The 26,720-nt window shown below is 34.7% G+C and carries 23 protein-coding genes; 8 read left to right on the forward strand and 15 right to left on the reverse strand.

Features of this window, described 5'->3' with window-relative positions:
- Window positions 1-3: 3 nt before the first annotated feature.
- The 8 genes from rplB to rpsL all read right to left on the reverse strand — a co-directional run bounded on the left by rplB (window position 4) and on the right by rpsL (window position 5,952).
- Window positions 4-828, reverse strand: coding sequence for a 50S ribosomal protein L2 (gene rplB, locus ACNQGD_RS10000; RefSeq protein ID WP_059114053.1), 825 nt, complete (start codon window positions 826-828; stop codon window positions 4-6).
- Between the two features lie 6 nt (window positions 829-834).
- On the reverse strand, window positions 835-1,125 hold the full coding sequence (rplW, locus tag ACNQGD_RS10005) for a 50S ribosomal protein L23 (RefSeq protein ID WP_073018945.1): 291 nt from the start codon (window positions 1,123-1,125) through the stop codon (window positions 835-837).
- A gap of 6 nt (window positions 1,126-1,131) precedes the next feature.
- Window positions 1,132-1,761, reverse strand: coding sequence for a 50S ribosomal protein L4 (gene rplD, locus ACNQGD_RS10010; protein ID WP_417993332.1), 630 nt, complete (start codon window positions 1,759-1,761; stop codon window positions 1,132-1,134).
- Window positions 1,761-2,378, reverse strand: coding sequence for a 50S ribosomal protein L3 (rplC, locus tag ACNQGD_RS10015; RefSeq protein WP_099713444.1), 618 nt, complete (start codon window positions 2,376-2,378; stop codon window positions 1,761-1,763). Before rplC ends, rplD begins: the two co-directional genes overlap by 1 nt.
- A 155-nt stretch (window positions 2,379-2,533) precedes the next feature.
- Window positions 2,534-2,839, reverse strand: a complete 306-nt coding sequence (gene rpsJ, locus ACNQGD_RS10020; RefSeq protein ID WP_011963470.1) for a 30S ribosomal protein S10 — start codon at window positions 2,837-2,839, stop codon at window positions 2,534-2,536.
- Between the two features lie 11 nt (window positions 2,840-2,850).
- The gene (gene fusA, locus ACNQGD_RS10025) at window positions 2,851-5,007 is read right to left on the reverse strand and encodes an elongation factor G (RefSeq protein WP_416846622.1); all 2,157 of its coding nucleotides are present in this window, start codon (window positions 5,005-5,007) and stop codon (window positions 2,851-2,853) included.
- A 10-nt stretch (window positions 5,008-5,017) separates the two neighbouring features.
- Window positions 5,018-5,494, reverse strand: coding sequence for a 30S ribosomal protein S7 (gene rpsG / locus ACNQGD_RS10030; protein WP_035668130.1), 477 nt, complete (start codon window positions 5,492-5,494; stop codon window positions 5,018-5,020).
- A 74-nt stretch (window positions 5,495-5,568) separates the two neighbouring features.
- Window positions 5,569-5,952: a 30S ribosomal protein S12 gene (gene rpsL, locus ACNQGD_RS10035; protein ID WP_007136570.1), complete on the reverse strand. Its 384-nt coding sequence runs from the start codon at window positions 5,950-5,952 to the stop codon at window positions 5,569-5,571.
- A gap of 181 nt (window positions 5,953-6,133) precedes the next feature.
- Here rpsL and ACNQGD_RS10040 point away from each other — a divergent pair, with 181 nt between their 5' ends.
- The 6 genes from ACNQGD_RS10040 to rlmB all read left to right on the forward strand — a co-directional run bounded on the left by ACNQGD_RS10040 (window position 6,134) and on the right by rlmB (window position 19,167).
- On the forward strand, window positions 6,134-7,840 hold the full coding sequence (locus ACNQGD_RS10040; RefSeq protein ID WP_417999180.1) for a BamA/TamA family outer membrane protein: 1,707 nt from the start codon (window positions 6,134-6,136) through the stop codon (window positions 7,838-7,840).
- 474 nt (window positions 7,841-8,314) lie between these two features.
- Window positions 8,315-11,434: a SusC/RagA family TonB-linked outer membrane protein gene (locus ACNQGD_RS10045; RefSeq protein WP_417997025.1), complete on the forward strand. Its 3,120-nt coding sequence runs from the start codon at window positions 8,315-8,317 to the stop codon at window positions 11,432-11,434.
- Between the two features lie 10 nt (window positions 11,435-11,444).
- Complete coding sequence (locus ACNQGD_RS10050; protein ID WP_417997026.1) at window positions 11,445-13,016, forward strand: SusD/RagB family nutrient-binding outer membrane lipoprotein; 1,572 nt, start codon at window positions 11,445-11,447, stop codon at window positions 13,014-13,016.
- A 628-nt stretch (window positions 13,017-13,644) separates the two neighbouring features.
- Window positions 13,645-16,902: a SusC/RagA family TonB-linked outer membrane protein gene (locus tag ACNQGD_RS10055; protein ID WP_417997027.1), complete on the forward strand. Its 3,258-nt coding sequence runs from the start codon at window positions 13,645-13,647 to the stop codon at window positions 16,900-16,902.
- A gap of 11 nt (window positions 16,903-16,913) precedes the next feature.
- On the forward strand, window positions 16,914-18,353 hold the full coding sequence (locus ACNQGD_RS10060; protein ID WP_417997028.1) for a SusD/RagB family nutrient-binding outer membrane lipoprotein: 1,440 nt from the start codon (window positions 16,914-16,916) through the stop codon (window positions 18,351-18,353).
- Between the two features lie 79 nt (window positions 18,354-18,432).
- Window positions 18,433-19,167 carry a 23S rRNA (guanosine(2251)-2'-O)-methyltransferase RlmB gene (gene rlmB / locus ACNQGD_RS10065; protein ID WP_035668140.1) on the forward strand — a complete coding sequence of 245 codons (735 nt, stop codon included), beginning with the start codon at window positions 18,433-18,435 and terminating at the stop codon, window positions 19,165-19,167.
- Between the two features lie 43 nt (window positions 19,168-19,210).
- Here rlmB and ACNQGD_RS10070 read toward each other — a convergent pair whose 3' ends face one another.
- Window positions 19,211-19,999 (reverse strand): rhomboid family intramembrane serine protease, encoded by a 789-nt coding sequence (locus tag ACNQGD_RS10070; protein WP_417997029.1) that lies wholly within the window; start codon window positions 19,997-19,999, stop codon window positions 19,211-19,213.
- A 257-nt stretch (window positions 20,000-20,256) separates the two neighbouring features.
- On the opposite strand from ACNQGD_RS10070, the gene ACNQGD_RS10075 reads away from it, so the two are divergent.
- Window positions 20,257-21,534, forward strand: a complete 1,278-nt coding sequence (locus tag ACNQGD_RS10075; RefSeq protein ID WP_417995338.1) for a replication-associated recombination protein A — start codon at window positions 20,257-20,259, stop codon at window positions 21,532-21,534.
- Window positions 21,535-21,595: 61 nt separating this feature from the next.
- Here ACNQGD_RS10075 and ACNQGD_RS10080 read toward each other — a convergent pair whose 3' ends face one another.
- The 6 genes from ACNQGD_RS10080 to ACNQGD_RS10105 are packed head-to-tail and all read right to left on the reverse strand — an operon-like array spanning window position 21,596 to window position 26,269.
- Window positions 21,596-22,342, reverse strand: a complete 747-nt coding sequence (locus ACNQGD_RS10080) for a hypothetical protein (RefSeq protein WP_417999181.1) — start codon at window positions 22,340-22,342, stop codon at window positions 21,596-21,598.
- Between the two features lie 2 nt (window positions 22,343-22,344).
- The gene (locus ACNQGD_RS10085) at window positions 22,345-23,034 is read right to left on the reverse strand and encodes a YjjG family noncanonical pyrimidine nucleotidase (protein ID WP_417997031.1); all 690 of its coding nucleotides are present in this window, start codon (window positions 23,032-23,034) and stop codon (window positions 22,345-22,347) included.
- A gap of 8 nt (window positions 23,035-23,042) precedes the next feature.
- Entirely contained in the window at window positions 23,043-23,738 is a 696-nt protein-coding gene (radC, locus tag ACNQGD_RS10090) for a RadC family protein (RefSeq protein WP_417999182.1), read from the reverse strand.
- 12 nt (window positions 23,739-23,750) lie between these two features.
- Window positions 23,751-24,209 (reverse strand): GNAT family N-acetyltransferase, encoded by a 459-nt coding sequence (locus ACNQGD_RS10095; protein WP_417999183.1) that lies wholly within the window; start codon window positions 24,207-24,209, stop codon window positions 23,751-23,753.
- Window positions 24,206-25,561 carry a UDP-N-acetylmuramate--L-alanine ligase gene (locus ACNQGD_RS10100; protein WP_417999184.1) on the reverse strand — a complete coding sequence of 452 codons (1,356 nt, stop codon included), beginning with the start codon at window positions 25,559-25,561 and terminating at the stop codon, window positions 24,206-24,208. The genes ACNQGD_RS10095 and ACNQGD_RS10100 overlap by 4 nt, the downstream gene beginning before the upstream one ends.
- Before the next feature lie 45 nt (window positions 25,562-25,606).
- Entirely contained in the window at window positions 25,607-26,269 is a 663-nt protein-coding gene (locus tag ACNQGD_RS10105) for a tetratricopeptide repeat protein (RefSeq protein ID WP_417997035.1), read from the reverse strand.
- Between the two features lie 166 nt (window positions 26,270-26,435).
- Between ACNQGD_RS10105 and ACNQGD_RS10110 the strand changes: the two genes are divergently transcribed.
- A partial coding sequence (locus tag ACNQGD_RS10110) for a transposase (RefSeq protein ID WP_417999185.1) occupies window positions 26,436-26,720 on the forward strand: 285 nt, incomplete at its 3' end.

Raw genomic sequence — 26,720 nt, forward strand, 5'->3', positions numbered from 1 at the left:
TTATTATTTCTTTCTACGTTCTACGATATACTTGTTACTCGGGTTTTTCTTAGAACGAGTTCTATAACCTTTAGCTGGTATTCCATTTCTTGAACGTGGATGTCCACCAGAAGAACGTCCTTCACCACCACCCATTGGGTGATCGACAGGGTTCATTGCAACAGGTCTTGTTCTAGGTCTTCTTCCTAACCATCTTGTTCTACCTGCTTTACCAGATACAACTAATTGGTGGTCTGAATTAGAAACTGCTCCAATTGTAGCCGAACACGTCAACAAGATTAATCTTGTCTCCCCAGAAGGCATTTTAATTGTAGCATATTTTCCATCTCTTGCCATTAATTGAGCAAATGTTCCAGCCGAACGAGCGATTACAGCCCCTTGTCCTGGTCTCAATTCGATACAAGAAATTACAGTTCCTAACGGAATTCTGCTTAAAGGTAAAGTATTACCAATTTCAGGTTGAGATTCTGGACCAGAAACTAATTTCTGACCAACTTTCAATCCGTTTTGAGCAATAACATACGTTTTCTCACCATCAGCATAAGCCAATAATGCGATAAATGCAGTACGATTTGGATCATATTCAATTGATTTAACCGTAGCAGGAATTCCTTCTTTTGTACGTTTAAAATCAATGATACGATATCTCTGCTTGTGACCACCACCCGTATAACGCATGGTCATCTTTCCTTGACTATTTCTACCACCAGAGTTTTTTATCGGCGCTATCAAAGAGCGTTCCGGCTTATCAGTTGTAATGGCGTCATAACCATTCACAACTCTAAATCGCTGACCTGGGGTAATAGGTTTTAATTTTCTTACTGACATTTTATCTTAGATATTGTTGTAAAAATCAATTGTTTGTCCTTCTTGTACTTGAACAATTGCCTTTTTAATTGCATTAGTCTTTCCACTGATTAAACCACTTTTAGTGTATTTTGTAGTTCTGTCCGGTCTTACGTTCATCGTGTTAACACTCAAAATAGTTACTCCATAAGCAGCTTCAATAGCTTTCTTAATTTGTACTTTGTTTGCTTTTTTGTCAACTACGAATCCGAAGCGGTTTAAAACTTCACTTTCTTTGGTTACTTTTTCTGTTACTATAGGCTTAATTATGATGCTCATATCCTATTATTTACTTAAATTTTCTTCAATTATCTCTAAAGAACTCTCTAAAAGCACTAAATTATTAGCGTTTAATATAGCGTAAGTGCTTAATTCTAAGCTACTTACCACACTAGAGCCTTTTAAATTGCGTGACGACAAATATACATTTTTATTTACATCACCCAACACAAACAGGGATTTTTTATTTTCTAACTCTAAAGCTTTCAAAACATTAATGAAATTTTTAGTGTTTGGTGTTTCAAATTCAAAGTCTGCAAGTACGATAATGTTCGACTCTTTTGCTTTGATTGAGAAAGCAGATTTTCTTGCCAAACGCTTCAAGTTTTTATTCAATTTAAATGAATAACTTCTTGGTCTTGGTCCGAAAACTGTTCCACCACCTTTAAACAATGGATTCTTTGCACTACCCGCACGAGCTGTACCAGTTCCTTTTTGTTTTTTAATCTTACGCGTACTTCCCGCAACTTCAGCTCTTTCTTTAGCTTTGTGCGTTCCTTGTCTTTGATTAGCAAGATATTGCTTTACATCAAGGTATACTGCGTGATTGTTTGGTTCTATACCAAATACTGAATCAGAAAGTTGAACTTTTCTTCCAGTATCTTTTCCGTTGAAATCTAATACTTTTGCTTCCATTACTTCTGAATGATTACGTAAGAGTTGTTATGACCAGGAACACATCCTTTTATAACAAGTAGGTTCTTATCAGCCACTACTTTTAAAACTCTAAGGTTTTGAACTTTTACATTGTCTCCTCCCATTCTTCCAGCCATACGCATTCCTTTGAATACTCTAGATGGATAAGAAGAAGCTCCTACAGAACCTGGCGCTCTTAAACGGTTGTGTTGACCGTGAGTTGCTTGACCAACACCACCAAAACCGTGACGTTTTACAACCCCTTGAAAACCTTTACCTTTAGATACACCTTGTACATCTACAAATTCTCCTTCAGAAAAAATAGAAACATCAATAAGATCTCCTAATTTTTGTTCTGTTGCGAAATCTTGGAATTCAACGACTTTTTTCTTAGCTACAGTTCCCGCTTTTTTAAAGTGACCTAAAGCCGCTTTTGTGGAATGTTTCTCGTTTTTGTCATCGAAACCAAGTTGCAACGCTTCGTACCCGTCAACACCTTTGGTTCTGACTTGGGTAACAACGCATGGTCCAGCTTCGATTACTGTACAAGGAATATTCTTCCCGTTCTCGTCGAAAATGCTAGTCATGCCGATTTTTCTACCAATTAACCCAGACATAATTATTAATTATTAATTATTAAATATAAATATAGAACGCAGCTTTTAACCGATTCCTATTTTTTTAGTGGGTGCAAATGTATAACTTATTTACACACAAACCAAAAAAATAATTTTCGATTAAAAACAGCGTCCTTTTCTTACTAGTAAGCTATTTAAACTTTGATCTCTACTTCAACACCGCTAGGCAATTCAAGTTTCATCAAGGCATCAATAGTTTTAGATGAAGATGAATAAATGTCAATTAATCTCTTGTATGACATTACTTCGAATTGCTCTCTCGCTTTTTTGTTAACGTGTGGAGAACGTAGCACTGTAAAAAGTTTTTTGTGAGTTGGCAATGGAATTGGTCCTGTAACAACTGCACCGGTACTTTTTACCGTTTTTACGATCTTTTCAGCAGACTTGTCTACCAACATGTGATCGTAAGATTTTAATTTTATTCTGATTTTTTGACTCATTTTCTTAAAGATTATGCGTTTCCTTTTGCTTTTTTGATAACTGCTTCTGAAATATTAGAAGGCGTTTCAGAGTAGTGTGAAAATTCCATAGTAGATGTTGCTCTACCTGAAGAAAGTGTTCTCAACGTAGTAACGTATCCAAACATTTCAGATAATGGCACATCTGCTTTGATGGTTTTTGCACCAGCTCTATCACCCATATCATTCACCTGACCTCTACGACGGTTGATATCACCTACGATATCCCCCATGTTTTCTTCTGGTGTAATCACTTCCATTTTCATGATTGGCTCTAATATAACAGCACCAGCTGCTTTAGCTACCTCTCTATACCCCATTCTTGCTGCAAGCTCAAAAGAAAGTGCATCAGAATCCACTGGGTGGAAAGATCCGTCTAATAAAGTTACTTTCAAACTATCAACTTGGTATCCTGCTAAAGGACCTGTTTTCATAGCTTCTCTGAAACCTTTTTCTACAGATGGAATATATTCTTTAGGAACGTTACCACCTTTTACAGCATTAACAAACTGCAATCCTACAGGAGCTTTACCATCAACTTCATCAGCAGGCTCTAGTCTAAATACGATATCACCGAATTTACCACGACCACCAGATTGTTTCTTGTAAGTTTCTCTGTGTTGAGCAGATTTTGTAAATGCTTCTTTGTATTCAACTTGAGGCTCACCTTGATTTACTTCAACTTTGAATTCACGTTTCATTCTATCAACCAAGATATCTAAGTGAAGCTCACCCATACCTGAGATAATAGTTTGACCCGAAGCCTCATCAGTTCTAACAGTAAATGTAGGATCTTCTTCCGCCAATTTAGCCAAAGCCATACCCATTTTATCTACGTCAGCTTTAGTTTTAGGCTCAATAGCAATACCAATTACCGGTGCTGGGAATTTCATTGACTCAAGAATGATTGGGTGTTTTTCATCACACAATGTATCTCCAGTTTTAATATCTTTAAAACCAACTGCCGCTCCAATATCACCTGCTTCGATATAATCGATTGGGTTTTGCTTGTTGGCATGCATTTGGTAGATACGAGAAATTCTTTCTTTGTTTCCTGAACGTGTGTTCAAAACATAAGAACCTGCATCCAAACGTCCTGAATAAGCACGGAAGAAAGCTAAACGACCTACGAATGGGTCAGTAGCAATTTTAAACGCTAAAGCAGCGAATGGCTCTTTAACATCTGGCTTACGCAATATTTTAGTTTGATCTTCTTCTAATAACTCAGCATCATCAGGATGAATCCCTTCGATACCCTCTTTATCCATTGGAGATGGCAAATATTTACATACTGCATCTAACATGAATTGAACTCCTTTATTTTTAAAAGAAGAACCAGCAATCATAGGAATGATAGCCATATCCATTACAGCTGCTCTCAATGCAATGTTGATTTCTTCCTCAGTAATAGAGTTTTCATCTTCCATGAATTTTTCAAGCAAAGTCTCATCATAATCAGCAACTGCCTCAATAAGAATCGATCTGTATTCTTTAACCTCGTCAAGCATATCTTCTGGAATAGGCACAATCTCGTAAGTTGCTCCCATACCTTCTTCATCCCAAACAATAGCCTGGTTTCTAACTAAATCCACAACACCTTTGAAATCATTTTCTTCACCAATAGGCAAAGTGATCGCAACTGCATTTGATTTCAACATATCTCTTACTTGTTGACAAACCATCAAAAAGTTAGAACCTTGTCTATCCATTTTATTAACGAAACCAATACGTGGTACTCTGTATTGATCTGCTAATCTCCAATTAGTTTCTGATTGTGGCTCAACACCATCAACAGCACTAAACAAGAAAACCAAACCATCAAGCACACGCAAAGAACGGTTTACTTCAACTGTAAAGTCAACGTGTCCCGGTGTATCGATAATATTAAAGTGGTAAGGCAATGTTTCAGGTAAAACTTTACCTTGAGTAGTTGGAAAATTCCATTCACAAGTTGTAGCAGCAGAAGTAATTGTAATACCTCTTTCTTGCTCTTGTGCCATCCAGTCCATTGTTGCAGCACCATCGTGTACTTCACCAATTTTGTGTGATTTTCCAGTATAGAATAATATACGCTCCGTTGTTGTTGTTTTACCAGCATCAATGTGAGCAGCAATTCCTATGTTTCTTGTATATTTAAGTTCTCTAGCCATTTCTTAAGAATTAAAATCTAAAGTGAGAGAATGCTTTATTAGCTTCTGCCATTTTGTGAGTATCCATTCTCTTTTTAACAGCAGCTCCTTCTTCTTTAGCCGCAGCTAAACATTCTGAAGCTAACCTTTGAGCCATTGATTTTTCGTTTCTTCTTCTAGAATAAAGTATCAACCACTTCATCGCCATAGAAATTTTTCTATCTGGACGAATTTGCATTGGAATTTGAAATGTAGCACCACCTACTCTACGACTACGCACTTCTACGTGAGGCATAACATTGGTTAACGCATCTTTCCAAATTTCTAATGATGGTTTCTCTGCATCTTGTTTTTTAGACTCAATGATGTCAATTGCATCATAAAATACTTTAAACGCTGTCGATTTTTTTCCATCCCACATTAAGTTGTTCACAAAACGTGTTACCAGTTGGTCATTAAACCTTGGATCTGGTAAAAGTGGTCTTTTCTTTGCCGCTCTTTTTCTCATGTCTTTTTTTTAATAAAATGTCATACCCATACAACTGTGATTAATCACATCCCTATAAGAAATAACTTTTTAAATTACTTTTTTGCTTCTTTTGGGCGTTTTGCTCCGTACTTAGATCTTCTTTGCGTTCTTCCTGCTACTCCTGACGTATCAAGTGCACCACGAACGATGTGATATCTAACTCCTGGTAAATCTTTTACCCTTCCACCCCTAACTAATACTATCGAGTGCTCTTGTAAATTGTGTCCTTCACCAGGGATGTAAGCATTCACTTCGTTACCATTTGTCAAACGTACACGCGCTACTTTACGCATTGCAGAGTTTGGTTTTTTTGGTGTTGTAGTGTAAACACGCGTACAAACCCCTCTTCTTTGAGGACAAGAATCTAAAGCAACCGATTTACTCTTCTTAGTTATCTGAGTTCTTCCTGTTCTTACTAATTGTTGAATTGTTGGCATAATTAATACTAAAAATTTCTTATTATATTAAATTCCCGCTTTTTACGGGGTTGCAAATGTAGAAAATATTTTTTACTCTACAAACGTTAATCTATTAATTTTCAATAAGATTATTTTATCATTTGATTTTTATCACAAACATTAGATATTTGCGTTACTTTTATTAAAAACACTTACTCATTTGAAATCCACTATAATTTTACTATTCCTTATAGTTTTTTGCCTTAATTCATCTGCGCAAAATTTTCGGTTATCAATAAACGGACGCAATTCAGTAGAAACAAAAACCATAGACTCTTTAAAATACAACTCCGAACACAAAAACACAAAATCGATCAACGAAGAGCTGATTCGAGTTTCTAAAAAATTAGCCGAAATAGGATACATAGATAATGCCACGCTGGAATTCACAAAAAAAAAAGACTCTAGTTTTGTCGCCAATTTTTCAATAGGAAAAAAAATAAAATCAATACATATATATATAGGTACAAATAATCAATTTAGCAGCTTGTCTGACATCAGTAAAAAAGATACTTTAACATTGCCTTACACAGAAATCAATTCTTTTCTAAAGCAAGTTATTCAAAAACTAGAGCAAAACGGGTTTGCATTAGCTAGACTAAAACTAACAAACATTAAAAGAATTGATACCGAGATTTATGCTGATTTAAAGTTAGAATCGGATAAAAAAAGAATACTAAACTCGATCACAATAAATTACGCAGAAAACAACGGATCAAAAACATTTCCTAGTGGACCTTTAGCACAAATCAACAGAAAATACAAAAACAGCATTTTTAATCAAGAAATCCTAGAAGAAATTTATACTGATTTTGAAAAATTTAGATTTATTAACCAGGTAAAATATCCCGAGATTTTATTTACAAAAGACACGACGAAAGTTTACGTATATCTGGAGAAAAAAAAATCGAATACATTTGATGGTTTTATTGGGTTTTCCAATAATGAGAATAAAAAAATAACCCTAAATGGTTACTTAGACGTAAAACTAGAAAACATCTTGGGTTCTGGAGAACAATTATCCGTTTATTGGAAAAGCGACGGAAACGACCAAAAAACTTTTAACGCCAGCATTGAATTGCCCTATTTATTCAAAACCCCTATAGGACTAAAAGCACAAATTCAGTTATTCCGACAAGACAGCACCTTCCAAAACACAAAAACAGCAATTGACTTAAGCTACTTTACCAATTACAATACACGATTTTACATAGGATACCAAAAAACTGAATCAAGTGACATTCAGAATTCAGCCGAGACTTTGATAAGTGATTTTAATAATTCCTTTTTAACCTCCACCTTTAATTACACTAAATTAGACTTAACTAGTTTTATTTTTCCAATAAAATCCATTTTCGCTATAACTGCCGGAACAGGAAAACGGGAAATCAACAATCAGTCAGAAAACACAACAAAAAGCAATCAGTTTTTTTTAAACATTCAGGCTAACCATAACTTTAACTTGAGCAAAAAAAATATAATAAATATAAATAGCCAGAATTATTATTTACAAAGCAATAAATATATCGAAAATGAACTTTTCCGTTTTGGAGGACTCAACAGTGTAAGAGGATTTGCAGAAAACAGCTTACAAGCTTATTTCACAACCTCAATTCTTACAGAATACAGGTATATACTCTCTCCCAATCTCTATGTCCACTCCATCCTAGATTACTGTATTTATAAGAACAAATCACGTTTTGAACAAACCGACAACACTGAAAAACTGCTAGGAATAGGACTTGGATTTGGACTACAAACAAAAAATGGCTTATTAAAATTTGCTGCTGCAAATGGCAACACCCAAAACCAACAAATTGAAATTTACAACACTATTATTCACATCTCTTATAAAGTTAAATTTTAATTACAATGAAAATAAATTATATCCCAAAAATCACCTGATTTTATTAACCTTATTCTAATTTCAATTAGAAGATGGACTAAAGTCAACACTCAAAAAAAAATACCTCCCTCTATCATAATACTTATGTCTTTCTTAACAAGAACTCTAGGTTTTTAACCTTCTTTATTAATAAAGAAAACCACTTAAGAAACTTTAATTATTCATCCATTGCCAAAATAAAAAATACAAAAAACATAAATAACATTATTTTAAACACATATAAACATTCAGTAAATAATTATAATAATTATTTACTGAATGTGTTTTTTTTTAAGACTAAATGTATTTTATACTTTATATTTTTTGAATAAAAACATTGAATAATTAACAATAATTATTGATTTTACTGAATTATTCTCAACATTTAACAGGTATCTATTAGGAATATTAAGAAATTATTAAGAAGTTTGAGAAACTAATTCAAAATAATTTAATATGAAATTAATGTTTAACAATTTTTTAGTGCTGGCAATAGCACTGATTTCGCAAGTCACATTTGCACAAGACAGAATAGTATCTGGGCTTGTTTCCGACGAAAGTGGAATGCCAATTCCAGGAGTGAACGTTCTGGTTAAAGGAACCACGAACGGAATTCAAACTGATTTTGACGGTAAATTTCAAATCATGACTTCCCCACAACAAATTTTGGTTTTTTCCTATATAGGCATGATTAATCAGGAAGTCTTGGCTTCAACAACCAATTTAACAATCAAACTGAAAGAGGATGCAGTTCAACTTGAAGGTGTAGTCATAACTGCTCTTGGAATAAAAAGAGAAAAAAAATCACTAGGATACGCAACACAGGAAGTACAAGGCGACCTATTAAATGAAGGCGGTCAAAATAACGCCCTTACTGCTCTTTCAGGAAATGTAGCTGGTCTCCAGATTGTCGCGCCATCAACAATGGGTGGATCATCAAGAATCATAATGAGAGGTATTGGATCAGTTACAGGAGAAAACAAACCTTTAATAGTAGTAGATGGTATTCCTTTAGACAATGGTAATTATAACGATTCCAATACAGAAAGAGGTGCCGGAGGTAGAGATTATGGTGATGCTTCTGCGGATATTAATCCAGACGATATCGAATCTGTAACGGTATTAAAAGGAGGTCCAGCAGCAGCACTTTATGGAAACAGAGCTGGTAATGGTGCCATTTTATACACCACAAAATCAGCTAAAAAAGGAAAAGGTGTAATTGAATTCAATACTGGAATTACTTTAGAATCGATAAATATCATGCCAACCCTTCAAAATTCCTATGGGGGAGGTAATTCTTCTACTTTTGGAACAGCTAACATAGGCGGAACCAATTACAATATAGCTGATTATGCTACAGATGAAAGCTGGGGACCTAAATATGATGCCAATTTAAAATATTTACCTTGGAATGCTTTTGATCCTGAATTCTCTAATGATTATCTGAAAGAAAAATCATGGGTAGCCCCAACGAACGATGTACGTTCTTTTTTTAGAACAGGAGTAACTCGCAACAATTCGATCTCTTTCATGAAAGCTACAGAAGATTCAAACATCCGGATTTCTTATGCTAATCAAAGCTCTGAAGGTATTGTGCCAAATAGCACACTGGCTAAAAACACTTTCTCGTTCAACGCTAGTACTAAAATAACGGACAAATTCAAAGTGGAAGCCATGGCAACCTATGCATTGACACAGGGTTTTAACCGACCGGAACAAGGATATGGCGACAACAGTTTAGGACAAAAATTCTTTCAATGGGGTCAAAGACAGTTGGATTACAATGAATTAAAAGACTACAAATTAGCTAATGGAGATCAAAGGACTTGGAACAGAATTGGTTTTGACAATGCAACACCAAATTATTCTGATAATGCCTATTGGACTATAAACGAAAACACATCCGAAGACAAAAGAAACCGACTTTATGGTAATGCAAAATTGACTTACAACATCACTCCAGAATTATATGTAGTCGGTAATTTGTATGCTGACACTTATAATTTCAGAGTAAGTGAAAGAGTAGCCATTGGCTCTCAAGCACAATCAAGTTACACCGATATGACCAGAACTTTAAGTGATTATAACTATGAAGGCCGAGTACATTATGATAAAAAATTAGGAAAATTCAGTATTAATTCCTTTTTGGGTGCTAACAGAAGAAATTACTCCTTCAACTCCATAAGCGGACAATCTGTTGGAGGTCTAGTATTACCCGGACTGTATAACTTATCTAACAGTGCCGAACAAGCCAGAGCGACTAATGAACAGCAGTTTATGAGAACCAATAGTCTTTATGGCTTTGCTTCTATTGGATACGACAATATGTTATTCCTCGAAGTAACGGATCGAAATGACTGGTTCAGTACCACAACCGAATCTGTAAATTATGCTTCTGCAACCGGTAGTTTTGTTTTTTCTGAATTGACAGATATTGATTGGCTTGACTTTGGTAAACTTAGAGCAGGATGGGCACAAGCCGGAAACAGCACTACACCTTACCGACTTCAAAATTATGCCGATACCTATACTCCTTTTCAAGGCGATCCAAGATACAGCAGTGCATTAAGCTCTAATAATGCCGATTTAGTACCTGAATTGAAAACCACCAAAGAAATAGGTGTCGAATTAAGTTTATTCAAAAAAAGAGTAAATCTAGATGTATCCTATTATGATGTAATCACAACTGATTTAATTACACCTATTCAAGTGGAAAGCAGCACAGGTTTCACTTCTAAATTGATCAATGCTGGTAAATTACAAAATAGAGGTATTGAAACTACTTTAAATATTAATCCGATACGAACGGAAGATTTTAACTGGGATATTACTTGGAACTTTGCTAAAAATGACAACAAACTAGTCGAACTATACCAAGATGTAAGCAGTTTACAATTAGCACAAGGGCCATTTAGAGCAAGATTATTAGCTGTTGTGGGAGAAAAATACGGACAACTCTACGGGACCGACTTTGTTTACGACAACAATGGAAATAAACTGGTTGGAGCTGATGGAAATTACGTAGCCTCTGAACAAAAGTCTCTTGGATCTATTATTCCTGATTATAATATGGGAATAAGAAATGCTTTCCGTTATAAAAACTTTAGTTTGAATGTATTAGTTGACATCCAAAAAGGAGGAAGCTATTTCTCAACGACTCACATGTGGGGAACTTATTCTGGTATGCTCGAAAATTCTGCTGCAAACGGAATAAGAGAAAACGGAATTGTAGTAGATGGAGTTTTGGCAGATGGAACACCAAACACACAGAACATCAATGCTCGAACTTGGGCACAAGCACACTATAATACCGTAGATGCTCAAAATGTTTTTGATGCGGATTACATTAAATTAAGAGAAGTTTCCTTTTCATATAGTTTACCTATCAAAAGAGAAAGCCCTTTTAGCAGTATTAAGCTATCTCTTTATGGAAGAAACCTATTTGCATGGGGATTGGCTTGGGACGGAATGGATCCAGAAATGGCTTCTTATGGAAGTGGAAACACCCAAGGTATCGAAGGGGGTTCATTACCTTCTACAAGAACTTATGGAATGAACGTAGAATTTAAATTCTAATAAAAAAATTATGAAAAAAAGAATTATATCCGCCTTATCAGTTATTGTCATACTTGTAACCGCAAGTTGTTCCACTGATTTAGAAGAAATCAACATCGACCCAAACAGACCGGAAGCTGTACCCACCTACGGAATATTCAACTATGCGAATAAAGCTATTATGGACGGAACAAGAGGCCCATTTTCTTCCGCTAGAATAGCCCTACCATGGGTTCAATATTCGGCCCAAAGAAATTATACAGAGGAAGATCGTTTCCAATTCAGACAAGAATCCAATACAGCTTTGTACAATTCCTATTATTTGGCAGCCAACAACTACAAATCAATTATAGATTTGAATGTAAATCCGGCCACAAAAGATGAAATGTCAGCTTATGGAAATAATGATAATCAAATTGCAGCGGCCAGAATAATGCTAGCCTATACTTTTTCCCAATTAGTAGATACCTACGGCGATATTCCTTATTATTCCTATGGAAATAGCGATCCAGATTTTCAGGCCTTACAGTTAGACAAAGGTATACTGAAAGCCAAATATGCCAGTCAGGAAAAAATCTATGCCGATCTTTTAAAAGAATTAAAAGAAGCTTCGGAAATGATTGTGCTTACAGGAGTGGTTTTCACAAGAGGAGATCAACTTTTTCAAGGAAATGCACAGAAACTAAAAAGATTCTCTAATTCTTTAAGATTGCGAATTGCAAACAGAGTTAAAGGAATAATTCCTGGTGCCGAGGATCATATTGCTAGTGCAATCACTTCAGGAGTGATGCTTTCAAATGCTGACAATGTTGGACTGACGTATGAAAACAACACTATTAATCCTAGCCCTTTGTACATTGCTTTCTTTATAAACAACAGAAACGATTTTACGATTTCAAATACTTTCGTTGACTTGTTAAAAGGAAATTTAGGAAACAACAGTGCTGATCCAAGACTGCAAAAATACGCAGCTCCTATTACGGCCACTTTACCTAATGTAGGTAGCGGAAACTATACAGAAAGTGAAGACTTGAGTCAATATATTGGAATGCCATACGGAATTCCTAGCGCATTAGCTCCATCACAATTAGCGAACACTTCGCTGTTTAGTTCCAATATTCTCAAAACTGATTATACAGAATACTTCATGGAATATGCTGAAGTTGAATTTTTATTGGCCGAAAACAACAATTGGAATCAAAGTAATTACATTAAAGGAATTACCGCTTCGATGGACCGATGGGGAGTAACAGATGAAAAAATTGAAAAATATTTAGATAACTTGCCTGTGGCATCGAAAGAAAATGTATTGACTCAAAAATACATAGCACTTTATATGCAACCTACGGAGGCTTGGGCTGAATACAGAAGAACAGGATTTCCTAACACCATTTTGAAACCTGGTGACTCATATAATCTAAACATTCCATTTGATGGAAAAACAACTTATATTTTTCAGGCCTTAAATAATTTGACCGAAATGCCAACACGTTTAAATTACCCGGTAAACTCGGCTCAGTTAAATGGTGAGAACTATCAGGAAGCCTCTTCAAACATTGGTGGTGATTTGCTTACCACTAAATTGATTTGGGACAGAAACTAATCTATTCCTAATACTCCTATTAAAAAACCATCCTAATTCGGGATGGTTTTTTTGTTTAAAATTGAATTGTAAAAGAAATACAAGAAACAATTCTATGAAACAAACAAGTACCAATACCACAAATATTTTTGATTCAGAGATATTTATAATAAAAACATAATTCACAAAGTGACATTTATACTATTAAATAAATTCAGTAATTGAAAGAGAGATAAATTCCATCGGCGGCTTTTCAGGAAATAATTTATAAGTCAATTCCCTCCCCTATTTTCTTTTAAAATACTACCGCCAATCACTTGATTTAAATTACTATTCGATCCCGTTAATGATCATGACAAAAGTGCGAAATTAAAAGACACTTTACTTGGCATTGCTCATGTATCGGGATTTACAACTAAAAACGGACTGACGAAATTGGCTATAGCGAGTAGAGGATTATAAAAAAAAGTCCAATAAAAGATAACATCCGCTCGGAATTGTTCAAATATTTGATTTCAATCCATTCCTTTTTAATACTAAATATTAACTATAATTAATTTTTATACTTAATAAATAAATATTACTCTAAATATTAGGAAAGTTAACAAATTATTAAGACGTTTGCTATACTAATTCAAAATATTAAAAAATGAAACTAAAGTTTAATGGATTCTTAGTGCTATTAGTAGTACTTGTGGCGCAGATTACTTTTGCGCAAGAAAGAGCTGTTACAGGAGTTGTTTCTGATAACGCAGGATTGCCTTTACCGGGTGTAAGTGTGTTAGTAAAAGGAACGCAAAATGGAACACAAACTGATTTTGACGGAAAATATTCAATCAGAGCCACTCCAAGTCAAATCTTGGTTTTTAGCTACATTGGAATGGCTACACGAGAAATATCTGCTGGTTCAACAACTGTAAATATTAAATTAGCAGGTGATGCATTGGAACTTGAAGGTGTTGTTGTGACTGCCTTGGGTATAAAAAGAGAAAAAAAATCTCTTGGTTATGCTACACAAGAAGTTAAAGGTGACGCTGTGTCCAAAGTGAAAAGTTCTAACTTTGTAAACTCCCTATCTGGTAAAGTTGCTGGTTTAGAGATTAAAACTTCAGGTAACTTAGGTGGCTCTACGCAAGTTGTTATCAGAGGAAACAACTCAATACAAGGTAATAACCAAGCTTTATTTGTTATTGATGGTGTGCCAATAGACAACAGTAACTCAAATACAGGTGATCAACAATCAGGTAGAGGTGGTTATGATTACGGTAATGCTGCGTCTGATATGAATCCTGATGATATCGAATCGATCAACGTTTTAAAAGGAGCTGCTGCAACGGCACTTTATGGGTCTCGGGCTTCTAATGGTGTTGTAATGATTACAACCAAAAAAGGTAAAACTCAAAAAGGAATTGGAATTACTATCAGTTCAAGTTTAACGCTAGGAACTGCAGACAAAGAAACTTTACCAAGGTATCAAAACAAATACGGAGCAGGTTATGGTCCTTATTATGATTCTGCTGATGGCTACTTCAATTTGGCTGATATCAATGGAGACGGCGTTGATGATTTAACAACTCCTTTTACTGAAGATGCCTCTTATGGAGCTGCATTTAACCCATCTTTATTGGTGTACCAATGGAATTCTATTTATCCTCAATTAACTGAAACTTTCGGAAAAGCGACTCCCTGGGTAGCTGGTAAAGCAACTCCAAATTCCGTATGGGGAACTGGAAGTACTGCTGTAAACTCTGTTTCATTAGATGGTGGAGATGAAAAAAGTTCATTTAGATTAGGTTTTACTAACTTACTACAAGAAGGAAGCTTACCAAACAGTGGTATTAAAAGAAATACTATCTCTTTCTCAGGATCACATAATTTAACTGAAAAATTAAAAGCTTCAGCAAGTTTCAACTTTGTTAAAACTGATGGAAAAGGTAGAAACGGTACAGGTTATTCTGCTGGGAACGTGATGCAACAATTTAGACAATGGAATCAAATGAATGTTGATTTCGACGAACAAAAAGCTGCTTATTTTCTTACAAGAGAAAACATCTCTTGGAATCCTAATTCTCCTACCAATTTAAGACCGATTTACTCTGACAATCCATACTGGACATTCTATGAAAATTATCAGACAGATACAAGATCAAGATACTTTGGTAATGTAGCTTTAGATGATAAGTTAACTGATTGGTTGAGCATACTGGGAAGATTCTCTTTTGACACCTATGCTGAATTGCAAGAGGAAAGAACAAATGTTGGAAGTGCAGATGTATCTAAATATTCAAGATACAACAATAATGTTGCCGAATACAATTATGATTTAATGTTAAATTTCAATAAAGATATAACTGAAAAATTAAATGTAGAAGGAAACATTGGTTACAATGTAAGAAACAATATTAGAAACAGCATTTTCGCGGCTACCAACGGAGGTCTAAACAAATCTCGTTTGTATTCACTTTCAAATAGTGTTGGCCCAATTCTCGCCCCTAATGAGTACGATGCAAATAGTATGGTTGACGGTGCGTATATAAGAGCAAGTTTAGGTTATGATGATTTTGCTTACCTGGAGGGAACATATAGAACTGACCGTTCTTCTAATTTGCCGAAAGCTAACAACAGATACGGTTATTACTCAGTTTCTGGAAGTTTAGTTTTCTCTAAATATATTAATGCAGAGTGGTTGTCATTTGGTAAATTAAGAGCCAATTATGCTGAAGTAGGTAGCGATACTAGTCCTTATAGAGTTTTTAATACATTTGATATTGGCACTCCATTTAATGGAACTGGTATTGCTTCAAATCCTGGTGCTCAAAACAATTTGAACCTTTTACCAGAGAGACAAAAAAGTTATGAATTTGGTTTAGAAATGGCCTTCTTTAAAAGACGTCTTGGGTTTGATGTATCGTATTACAACGATTTAAATGTTAACCAAATTACAGGTATTCCATTATCTACATCTACTGGATATAACTCTGCGGTCTTAAATGCAGGTACTATCGAAAACAAAGGTCTTGAAGTTCAGATTAATGCAACACCATTAAAAACGAATGATTTTAAATGGGATTTAAATCTAAACTGGTCTCAAAATAAAAGTTTAGTTGTTGAATTATTGAATGGTATCGAAAACTTGCAATTAGCATCATTACAAGGTGGTGTTTCTATTAATGCAACACCTGGACAGCCTTACGGAACGATTAGAGGTAGTGATTTTATCTATGCCGAAAATGGCCAACCAATAGTTAATCAGACAGGAAGCGGATCTAGAATTGGTACGTATCAAAGAACAGGTGCGAGTAACATAGTTATTGGAGATATCAATGCTGATTGGAAAGCAGGACTTAATAATAGTTTTACATACAAAAATTTTAATTTAAGCTTCTTAATTGACATGCAAAAAGGTGGAGATGTTTTCTCTCTTGATACATGGTATGGTTATGCAACAGGTATGTACGACTTCTCAGCTGCTGATAATGATTTAGGAAACCCTGTTAGAAATCCAATTGTTGGAACACCTGGAAATTATGGGGCTACTAGTGGTGGATTTATTTTACCAGGTGTTGCTCCTGATGGAACACCAAATGCAGTTAGAGCTAATGGAAGTGTTTATACAACTGCCTGGGGTTACGCCAGAGCTCCTAATAAACTTCACGTTTATGATGCGGGTTATGTAAAATTACGTGAAGCAAGTTTATCTTACAATTTTAATCCTAAAACCTTAGAAAATTCACCTTTCACTAATATTGTTGTATCTTTAATTGGAAGAAATCTATGGATTATCGATAAAAGTACCCCATATGCAGATCCTGAAGCTGGTCTAAGTTCTGGAAATGTTCAAGGATACCAATCGGGAGCTTATCCATCTATAAGAGAAGTCGGAGCGAGTCTTAAACTACAGTTTTAAAAAATTAAATTATGAAAAAAATAATATTAACAACATTAACTATTATTACTTTAATGGTATCATGTCAATCTGATGACATATATGAAGATAAAAATAGAGATCCAAAGAATCCTACTCAGGTCAGTTCAGATTTTTCATTCAATGCTGCAACAAAAAGTTTGTTTGATCAGATGACCAGTACCAATGTTAATACAAATATCTTTAGGATGCTAGGTCAACATTGGACTGAGACCACTTACGTAGATGAAGCAAATTATGATTTCAATACTCGTAATATCCCACAAAATCATTGGTCTGAAATGTACCGAGATGTATTATTGGATTTAGCAACTGCAAAAACTAATAATGATGCAGACACTAGCATATCGGCAGCAACCAAAAAGACGAGAAATGCTCAAATTGAAATATTGGCAGTTTACACTTGGGCACAAATGGTTGAAACATTTGGAAATATTCCTTACAGTCAAGCGTTGAATGCAGGTGCATTTGTATTACCTAAATATGATGACGCGGCGACTATCTACGGTGATTTACTGACGCGCTTAACTGCTGCTATTCCAAATTTATCCGATAACGGTTTTGGAGCAGCTGATAATATTTACGGAGGAAATACAGCTAATTGGAAAAAATTCGGTAATTCATTATTGCTAAGAATGGGACTACGAGTTGCCGATGTTCCAACAATGACAGCTCAAGCAACAGCGGCAATTAAATCAGCTGTTAGTGGAGGTGTATTTACATCAAATGATGATAATGCTGATTTAGCTTATTCTAGTGCAACACCTAATACCAATCCTGTTTGGGTTGATTTAGTACAATCTGGAAGATCAGATTTTGTGATTGCTAATACATTAGTAGATAAAATGAATGCTCTTAATGATCCAAGAAGACCTTTCTACTTTGATCAGAATTTAGGAGTTGGAGTTTATGAAGGTGGACCTTACGGTGATAATAATGCTTTTTCATCATACACGCACGTAAGTGCGAGAATAATTGACCCTACTAATCCTGCATCTTTAATGGATTATTCAGAAGTATGCTTTTACTTGGCTGACGCTGCGGAACGTTCTATATCAGGTACACCTGCTACAGCAGCTAATTTTTACAACAAAGGTATTACAGCATCATTTGACTATTGGGGAGCTCCTAACGTAGCCGCTTATTTACTAAATCCAAATGTTAATTACGCAACAGCACCAGGATCTTATAAAGTAAAAATAGGAACGCAACTTTGGTTAGCTATGTACAACAGAGGTTACGAAGCATGGACTGCTTGGAGAACTTATGATTTTCCTGGTTTTAACTTGCCTGCTGTATCTGAAGATCCTGTCCCAACAAGATATACGTACCCTATTAACGAACAAAACTTAAACAAAGTAAATTACACTGCTGCTGCTGCTGCAATAGGCGGTGATAAACAAACAACAAAACTTTTCTGGGATAAATTCTAATTATCTCTAAAATTATTTTAAAACCATCAGCTCTCACTGATGGTTTTTTTTTTACATACATTTTACTTAGATTTGCACCATGGAAAAAGAACATCAAATATTTGGGATTAGAGCGATAATTGAAGCTATACAAGCAGGCGCAACAGTGGACAAAGTCTATATTCAAAAGGAAGCGAGCAGCGAACTAATGAAAGACTTAATGAAAGTGATGAAACGTGGTAACATCAATTTTTCATATGTTCCAGTTGAAAAATTAAATCGACTAACACCTAATAACCATCAAGGCGCTGTGGCTACTATATCCCCTATCTCTTTTTTTGATTTGGAATCGCTAATAGAATCGGTAATCGAAAATGGTAAAAAACCATTATTTTTAATATTAGATCAAATATCGGATGCGCGCAATTTTGGTGCTATAATCAGAACTGCCGAATGTACTGGAGTAAATGGAATCATTGTTCAAAAAGCAGGATCAGCTCCTGTTAATGGCGATACTGTAAAAACATCTGCTGGAGCCGTTTTCAACATTCCAATTTGTAAAGTAGAACACATCAAAGATGCTATTTTTCTTTTGCAAGCTAGTGGTATAAAAACTGTTGCTGCAACGGAGAAAACAGATCAAAACATCTATGACATTTCTTTAAACGAACCTGTTGCAATAATTATGGGATCTGAAGACCGTGGTGTAAACCCATCAGTTCTCAAAATTGTTGATGAGAAGGCAAAGCTTCCTATGTTTGGAACCATTGGTTCCTTGAATGTATCGGTGGCTTGTGGTGCTTTTTTATATGAAGCGGTGAGACAGCGATCTTAGATTTTTAAATAATTATACGCAATAAACTTTTGATTAAAATGAATCAAGACTCCGGTTTTGGTTCATTTTTTTCATTTGTGACAATCTCATACTCCACTGGAAAAATGGAAGCATAATACGTTTCTAATTCCCGATCCTCTTCATTTTGTTCGATTTTTGGGATATTTACAAAATTCCCATTGGCATCGAAACGTTGCATAAATTTATCTTCTGAAGGGTCAAAACCTGGGTTTTGCCAATCATATTTAATGAGTTTTTTATACTCCGGAGTTTTATAAACCAGGGAAAGAAAAAATCCCGTGAGTAATCCTCCCAAATGGCCTTCCCAAGAAATAGATTTGTTACCTGTTATCTCAGGGCTAGGAAAAACATACCAAACCAAACCTCCATACACAATTATCACCGCAAGAGAAAGGGCAACCAATCGATTGTATTTAGTTTGTATGCCTTTAAAAAAAACAAAGCTAAAGAGAACATAAATTAATCCGCTTGCTCCTATATGGTAATTATCTCTCCCAATAACCCAAGTAATACATCCCGATATTAAAATTCCGTATCCAATAACTTTTATCGATTGATCTGGATAAAAAAACTGTAAAGCTGCCAATAAAATTAGTAGAGGTATCGAATTATTATAAAGATGTTCCATATCAGCATGAATGAATGGACTAAAAAACACCCCTTGCAACCCTGAAAAAGTTCTTGGATAAATACCATTTTTTACAAAGTCAAAATCAAAACGAATCTCGAGCCAAAAAACAAACCACAAGAATACCACAAAAAAAAGAGGCAGTCCGACAACTGAATTGGTAAATTTAAAATGCTTTTCCATTAATCCTGTAACGTTTTATATATAACTCTAAATTCAAAAACTTCTCCAAAAGCAATTTAATGCTATTTTGTCATGTTTAAACTGCAAATGCATTATTTAACACGAGTGCCTAGCCCAGATGGAAACGGCATCCTTTTGTATCTTGTTTTTTCAACAAGATATAAAAGATATAGTGTACAGCTGGAAATAGCTCCTATCAAAACAAATTTTGACAATCCCAGACAAGTTCAGATTAAAAAAAACAGTAATTTTACACTATGGAAGCACCACTTGCAGAACGCATACGACCACAAAAATTAGAAGATTACATCAGTCAATCCCACCTCGTAGGACCAAATGGTTCGTTGACACAACAAATTGCAAAAGGAATTATTCCTTCATTAATTTTCTGGGGACCACCGGGAACTGGAAAAACTACTTTGGCACAAATTATTGCACAAGAATCAAAACGACCATTTTATATTTTGAGTGCCATCAATTCAGGTGTCAAAGATATTCGTGACGTAATTGAAAAAGCGAAGCAAAGCGGTGGTTTGTTTACCGCTAAAAATCCTATTTTATTCATCGATGAGATTCATCGTTTCAGTAAATCACAACAAGATTCTCTTTTAGCAGCAGTAGAAAAAGGCTGGATCACATTAATAGGTGCCACTACCGAAAACCCGAGTTTTGAAGTTATCCCGGCTTTACTTTCGCGTTGCCAAGTTTATGTTCTAAATGCTTTTACAAAAGCTGATTTAGAATCCTTATTACAACGCGCCATGAAAACAGATGTTTTTTTAGCAACGAAAAATATTGTTTTGAAAGAAACAGAGGCGCTTTTAAGACTTTCCGGAGGAGATGGACGCAAGCTATTAAATATTTTCGAACTTGTCGTAAATGCATCTAATGAAGACGAAATTATAATTACAAATGATCGTGTTTTTGCCTTGGTGCAACAAAATACCGTTTTGTATGACAAAACTGGTGAACAACATTATGACATTGTATCTGCTTTTATAAAATCAATTCGAGGAAGTGATCCTAACGGAGCTGTGTATTGGCTTGCCAGAATGATTGAAGGTGGTGAAGATGTGAAATTTATTGCCCGAAGAATGCTTATTCTAAGTAGTGAAGATATTGGAAATGCTAATCCAACTGCTTTTATTATGGCCAATAATACTTTTCAGGCTGTGGCTACAATTGGATATCCTGAAAGTAGAATTATTTTGAGCCAGTGCGCTGTTTACCTTGCAACTTCCCCTAAGAGTAACGCTTCTTATTTAGCCATTGGAACGGCTCAACAACTTGTGAAGCAAACCGGCGATTTACCGGTCCCGATTCACTTACGCAATGCACCAACAAAATTAATGAAAGAATTAGGGTATGGTGAAGAATATAAATATTCACACGATTACACCAATAATTTTGCTGAACAAGAATTTTTACCGGAAGCATTAAGCAAGACTCCAATATATATTCCTGGTAATAATTCCAGGGAAAACAGCCTTCGGGAATTTCTTAAAAACCGCTGGAAAAACAAATACGGCTATTGAACCAAAAAAGGGATGCACCGCAGTACATCCCTTTTAGAAAAAAAATATATTTATAATTGCGCTAAAACTTTACCGCTATTTTTTCAGAATATAATGTGTCATTTTGATAATATTCAAAATACCATTGGTTGTTTTTTAGAATTAATGAACCTTGAACCGTGTCTTTAATTGCGATAAAGGAATTGGACTGAGAAGTCTTAAATAATTTCATAACAACCTTCGGAGTGCTATCAATCAACTGAAAACCAGTTGCTGTGGGCTGTGCATAAAGCAAATCAACTTCTTTTTCATTACTAGTTACTGACTCACCTACTACTTTTTGAGCAACAGTAGCTGATGCAATCACGGACTTAGTCACTTCCGGCTGTACTGCTGTATTTACAGTACCGTTGTATTTATACTGCAACTCATTAACGGACTCAAAGGCTTCATTAAGCGCTTCGGTATAAGCTATTTTGTATTCTTTTTCCTTACTTTTGCCCACCAGTGATTGAAAAATTATTTTCCCGTAACAATCCTTGAGTGTTATAAACAACTTGGTTGTCAAAAAAGCATTTTCTTTTACTACATCCATATATAACAAACTGCATCGATCACTGTAATCACTTGGAATGGCTTCATTGCTATAAAATGCTTCAAAACCTGCTTTGTTTAAATTAAATTTAGACATTGTTGTTAAGCGATACTGATTCTCGCTTTTGAGAAAATCATATTTAACAGGTACAATCACAGCTTTGTAATCATTCACAGATTGCGAATAGGAATAACTTATGACCAATAATAACAATACTAAAAATTGTTTTTTCATCTTTATAAATATTTTTTAAGTTCTAATAAATGATTGATTTGTTTGATATGCTGCTCAACCTGTATTTTGCTTTCATTGAAAAAAATCGCATCCAATCCAGCATCTAGTGCGCCTTGAACATCTGCATCTAAACTATCCCCTATCATGATGCTGCTTTCTTTTTTGGCTTTGGCCAAATCTAAAGCATAATCAAAAATAATAGGATTTGGCTTTTTCACTCCAGCCATTTCAGAATTTGTGACGGTTTGAAAATAACTCCCAATATTAGAATTATTTATCTTTTTGTACTGAACCTCAGCAAATCCATTTGTAATTATATGAAGATTATATTTTTGATTTAAATACTCTAAAACCTCAAAAGCACCATCAAAAAGATGGTTATTATCGGGTAAAAAACGAATATAATCATTTGCTATTGTATCAATTTCTTCATCAGAAATCGAATAATCAAGAGCATCAAAAGAATACTTCAGTCGATTATAACGCAATTCTTGATGCGTAATTTTATCGTATTGATAAAGCTTCCAACACTCTTGATTTATTGGCACATATTTTTCAATAAATACTTTAGTCTCTATTGCGGGGTGACTTTTATTAAAAATGGTCTCAAATGTCAATTCTGAATTTTTATCAAAATCCCAAAGTGTATGATCTAAATCAAAGAAAACATCAGTTATTATCGTATTTTTCATTTTATGTTTTAAAATATTCCTTCATCTACAAAACTAAAATAGTTCTTCTCAGTAACAATCAAATGATCTAATACTTTTATTTCTAAACTATCGCCTGCTAATTTTAATTTTTTTGTGATCTGTTTGTCTGCATCACTTGGAATCAAAGTTCCCGAAGGATGATTGTGGCACAAGATTAAACCTGTTGCGCCCATTTCAAGAGCCGTTTTAAAAACGAGGCGAACATCAACCAAGGTTCCGGTGATTCCACCTTTACTCAACTGAGATTTCGAAATAACCTTATTGGAGTTATTCAAATAAATGATCCAAAATTCCTCGTGTGGCAATTCCCCAATAATAGGCTGCATGATTTCGAAAATGATTTTACTGGAAGTCACTTTCTTTAATTCTACTGCATCTTCCGTCCTTCTTCGTCTTCCTAATTCTAAAGCTGCAATAATCGAAATTGCTTTCGCCTCTCCTATTCCTTTGAATTGCATTAGCTGAGACAACGATAATTTCCCTAAGGCATTTAAATTATTATCTACGCTTGCCAAAATCCTTTTACTTAAATCAACTGCCGATTCGTTTCTACTTCCTGAACCTATCAAAATCGCAATCAGTTCGGCATCACTTAAAACACTTTTGCCTTTCAGCATTAGTTTTTCACGTGGCTTGTCATCTTCGGACCAATTCGTTATAGGGAAAAAGAAATTTTCAGCCATCCATTTTGTTGTTTAAATTTGTTTCCGCATGCAAATACTATTTTCTAAACCCACATAAGGTGTATAATTATCAACTATATTATAACCCGTTTTTTGATACAAAGCAATAGCTTCCTTTTGTTTGTATAATGTTTCCAAAACAGAAAACGAATATCCTAAGTCATGTGCCCAAAGCTCTAATTCACGTAAAATATTTTGCGCTAAACCCATTCCTCTGGCTTCCATAGAAACAAACATACGTTTTATTTCAATTGTATTCTTATCGTATTTTTTAAAACAACCACAAGCAACAGGTTTGTCATTCAAATAAATAACAACAACATTTGGATTTAATTCCAAAATATTATTGCCCCAATAATCTGTTTTCAATTCTGGATAACGCTCCCACAAACTTTTATCTAATGCGCCAATGAGATTTACAAAATCCGGATTTTCACTTGTAGTTTTAGAAATTTTCAAGGCATCTTTCATATCACTAATTCCTTTACTTCATCAAAGTTTAATCCGCCATAATTACCGGAACTCATCAACAACAAAGCTGAGTTTTCAAGATTTAAATTAAATAAATAGTCTTTGAAATCTTTTGGATTAGTATAAATAATTAAATCTTCCCGATTAAAAGATTTAGCAATTTGGTCGTATGTAACTTCTTCAAGCTGTTTGATTTTTACAGCGTCAGGCGAATAGAAAACTACTGCTTTATCAGCACATTCTAATGCGCCTTCATATTCTTTTAGAAACTCCGCATTCAAACTGCTGTACGTATGCAATTCTAAACAAGCTACCAAAGTTCTGTTTGGATATTGCTCTTTCACCGCTTTTGTAGTTGCAGCAACTTTACTTGGTGAATGCGCAAAATCTTTATAGGCCACTTTTGTTTTACTCTCCGCAATTTTTTCCAATCGTTTTGAAGCACCTTTAAAACTGGCAATTGCTTCATAAAAATCAGCTTCATCTACACCCATATTTTGACAAATCCATTTGGCTCCAGCCAAATTATTAAGATTATGCGCTCCAAAAACTTCAATTGGCATATCGCCTTCTGGAGTTTCCAGAAGTGTCACTCCATCATTAACCGAATATTTTGGAGTGTGATACGCTAGTTTTCGAATTGGATTCGTAGCAGCTTCGGACACACGTTTTACTTCAGCATCATCTTCATTGTAAACGAGGATTCCACCATTGGTAATTTTACCAATAAAAATTTCAAACTGTTCTACATAATTCCCATACGTTGGAAAGACATTAATATGATCCCAAGCAATCCCTGAAATTAGGGCGATATTTGGTTGATACAAATGAAACTTAGGTCTTCTATCAATTGGCGAAGACAAATATTCATCTCCTTCCAAAACGATAAAATCATTCTCCTCCGTAAGATGCACCATCGTATCGAAACCTTCCAATTGTGCGCCAACCATATAATCTACTGCTATATCATGGTAATGCATCACATGCAAAATCATCGAGGTTATCGTTGTTTTCCCATGAGAACCTCCAATAACAACACGCGTTTTATTTTTAGATTGTTCGTAAAGAAATTCAGGATAAGAGTATATTTTCAGTCCTAATTCTTGAGCTTTTAATAATTCCGGATTATCAGCTTTTGCATGCATGCCAAGAATTACAGCTTCGATATCCGTTGCGATTTTTTCAGGAAACCAGCCTAATGCTTGCGGTAAAATCCCTTTTTTGTCTAATCTTGATTTTGATGGTTCGAAAATAGCATCATCACTTCCCGTAACTTGGTATCCTTTGTTGTGTAGTGCTAAAGCCAGATTGTGCATGGCACTTCCTCCGATAGCTATAAAATGTGTACGCATTCTAATTTTTGGGTTTATGGTTGTTGAATTCAAGAGGAAATAAAATCAGTCTTGAACTTTTTTATTACTATATGATTCTAATACAATTTTTGCCTTTTCAGGCGCGCTCATTTTGTTCTTATACAAGTTTGCTAACTTTTGATAACTTGTTTTTGAACCTCCAATAAGTATCGCTTTTTTATACTGTTGTTCAGCAACTTTATATCTTTTAAAATATTCTTCAATATGTCCTCTTGACAAATAACCGTCAACGGGTGATAATCGCAATAATTCATTGGAATATTTGATGGCTTTAGACTCGCTACCCCCCACAATTCCTGGTAACTGAATGTATATTTCTATCAAAGCCCATCGGGATTCAATATGCTTTGGATTGAGACTTATGGCTTTTTCAAAGGAAGCTTTAACTTCATCAATCATTCCAAGCGCCTTGAACTTATTCGATTCTTTGGCTTTCATCCCTAAAGCTCCACCATATTTATAATGATAATTAGCCTCTGATGGTTTTAAAAATTTTAACTTTTTGTAATAAACAATCGCTTTATCCCATGCTTTATAATAACCCGCAATATCTCCTAAATATTCTATTGTTCTCAAATCAGAGGAATTTGTTTTCAATACAGATTCAAACAAGTATTGTGCTTGTTCAAACTTTTCCTCTTTAAACAGTTTTTCTGCTTTGTCAAAATTGGATTGAGACCAAATCATAATAGGAAATAATAAAAAAACTAGTATAAAATGTTTCATTCTTCAAAAATAAGGAAAATTATAATTGTAATTCTCCAAGCATGTGAAAGGTTTAACTATTTTTTATAAAAAAGCCGCCTCATATGAACTGCCCCCAAATAATTAGACATTATCTGGGGGTATTTTTATGGAAAGAAAAGTCAGTTACAATTATGAATTTAAACTTCGCTGTGTAAATGAAGTTTTAAAAAATCGTCAATCACTAAGTGTTACAGCTAAAGAGAATGACATAGGCACAACCAGCCTTAAAGATTGGATTAGGTGGTATCTTAAATTTGGAAACGAAGGTCTTTTTCCTGTCCAAAAAAACGCAAATTATAGTTTACGCTTTAAGTTAAAAGTTCTACAAAGTATTGAAAACAAGTCATTATCTTTGAGTGAAGCCTGTTTAACATTCAATATTCCGACAAGT

The organism is Flavobacterium glucosi (assembly GCF_048286535.1).
Lineage (GTDB): Bacteria > Bacteroidota > Bacteroidia > Flavobacteriales > Flavobacteriaceae > Flavobacterium.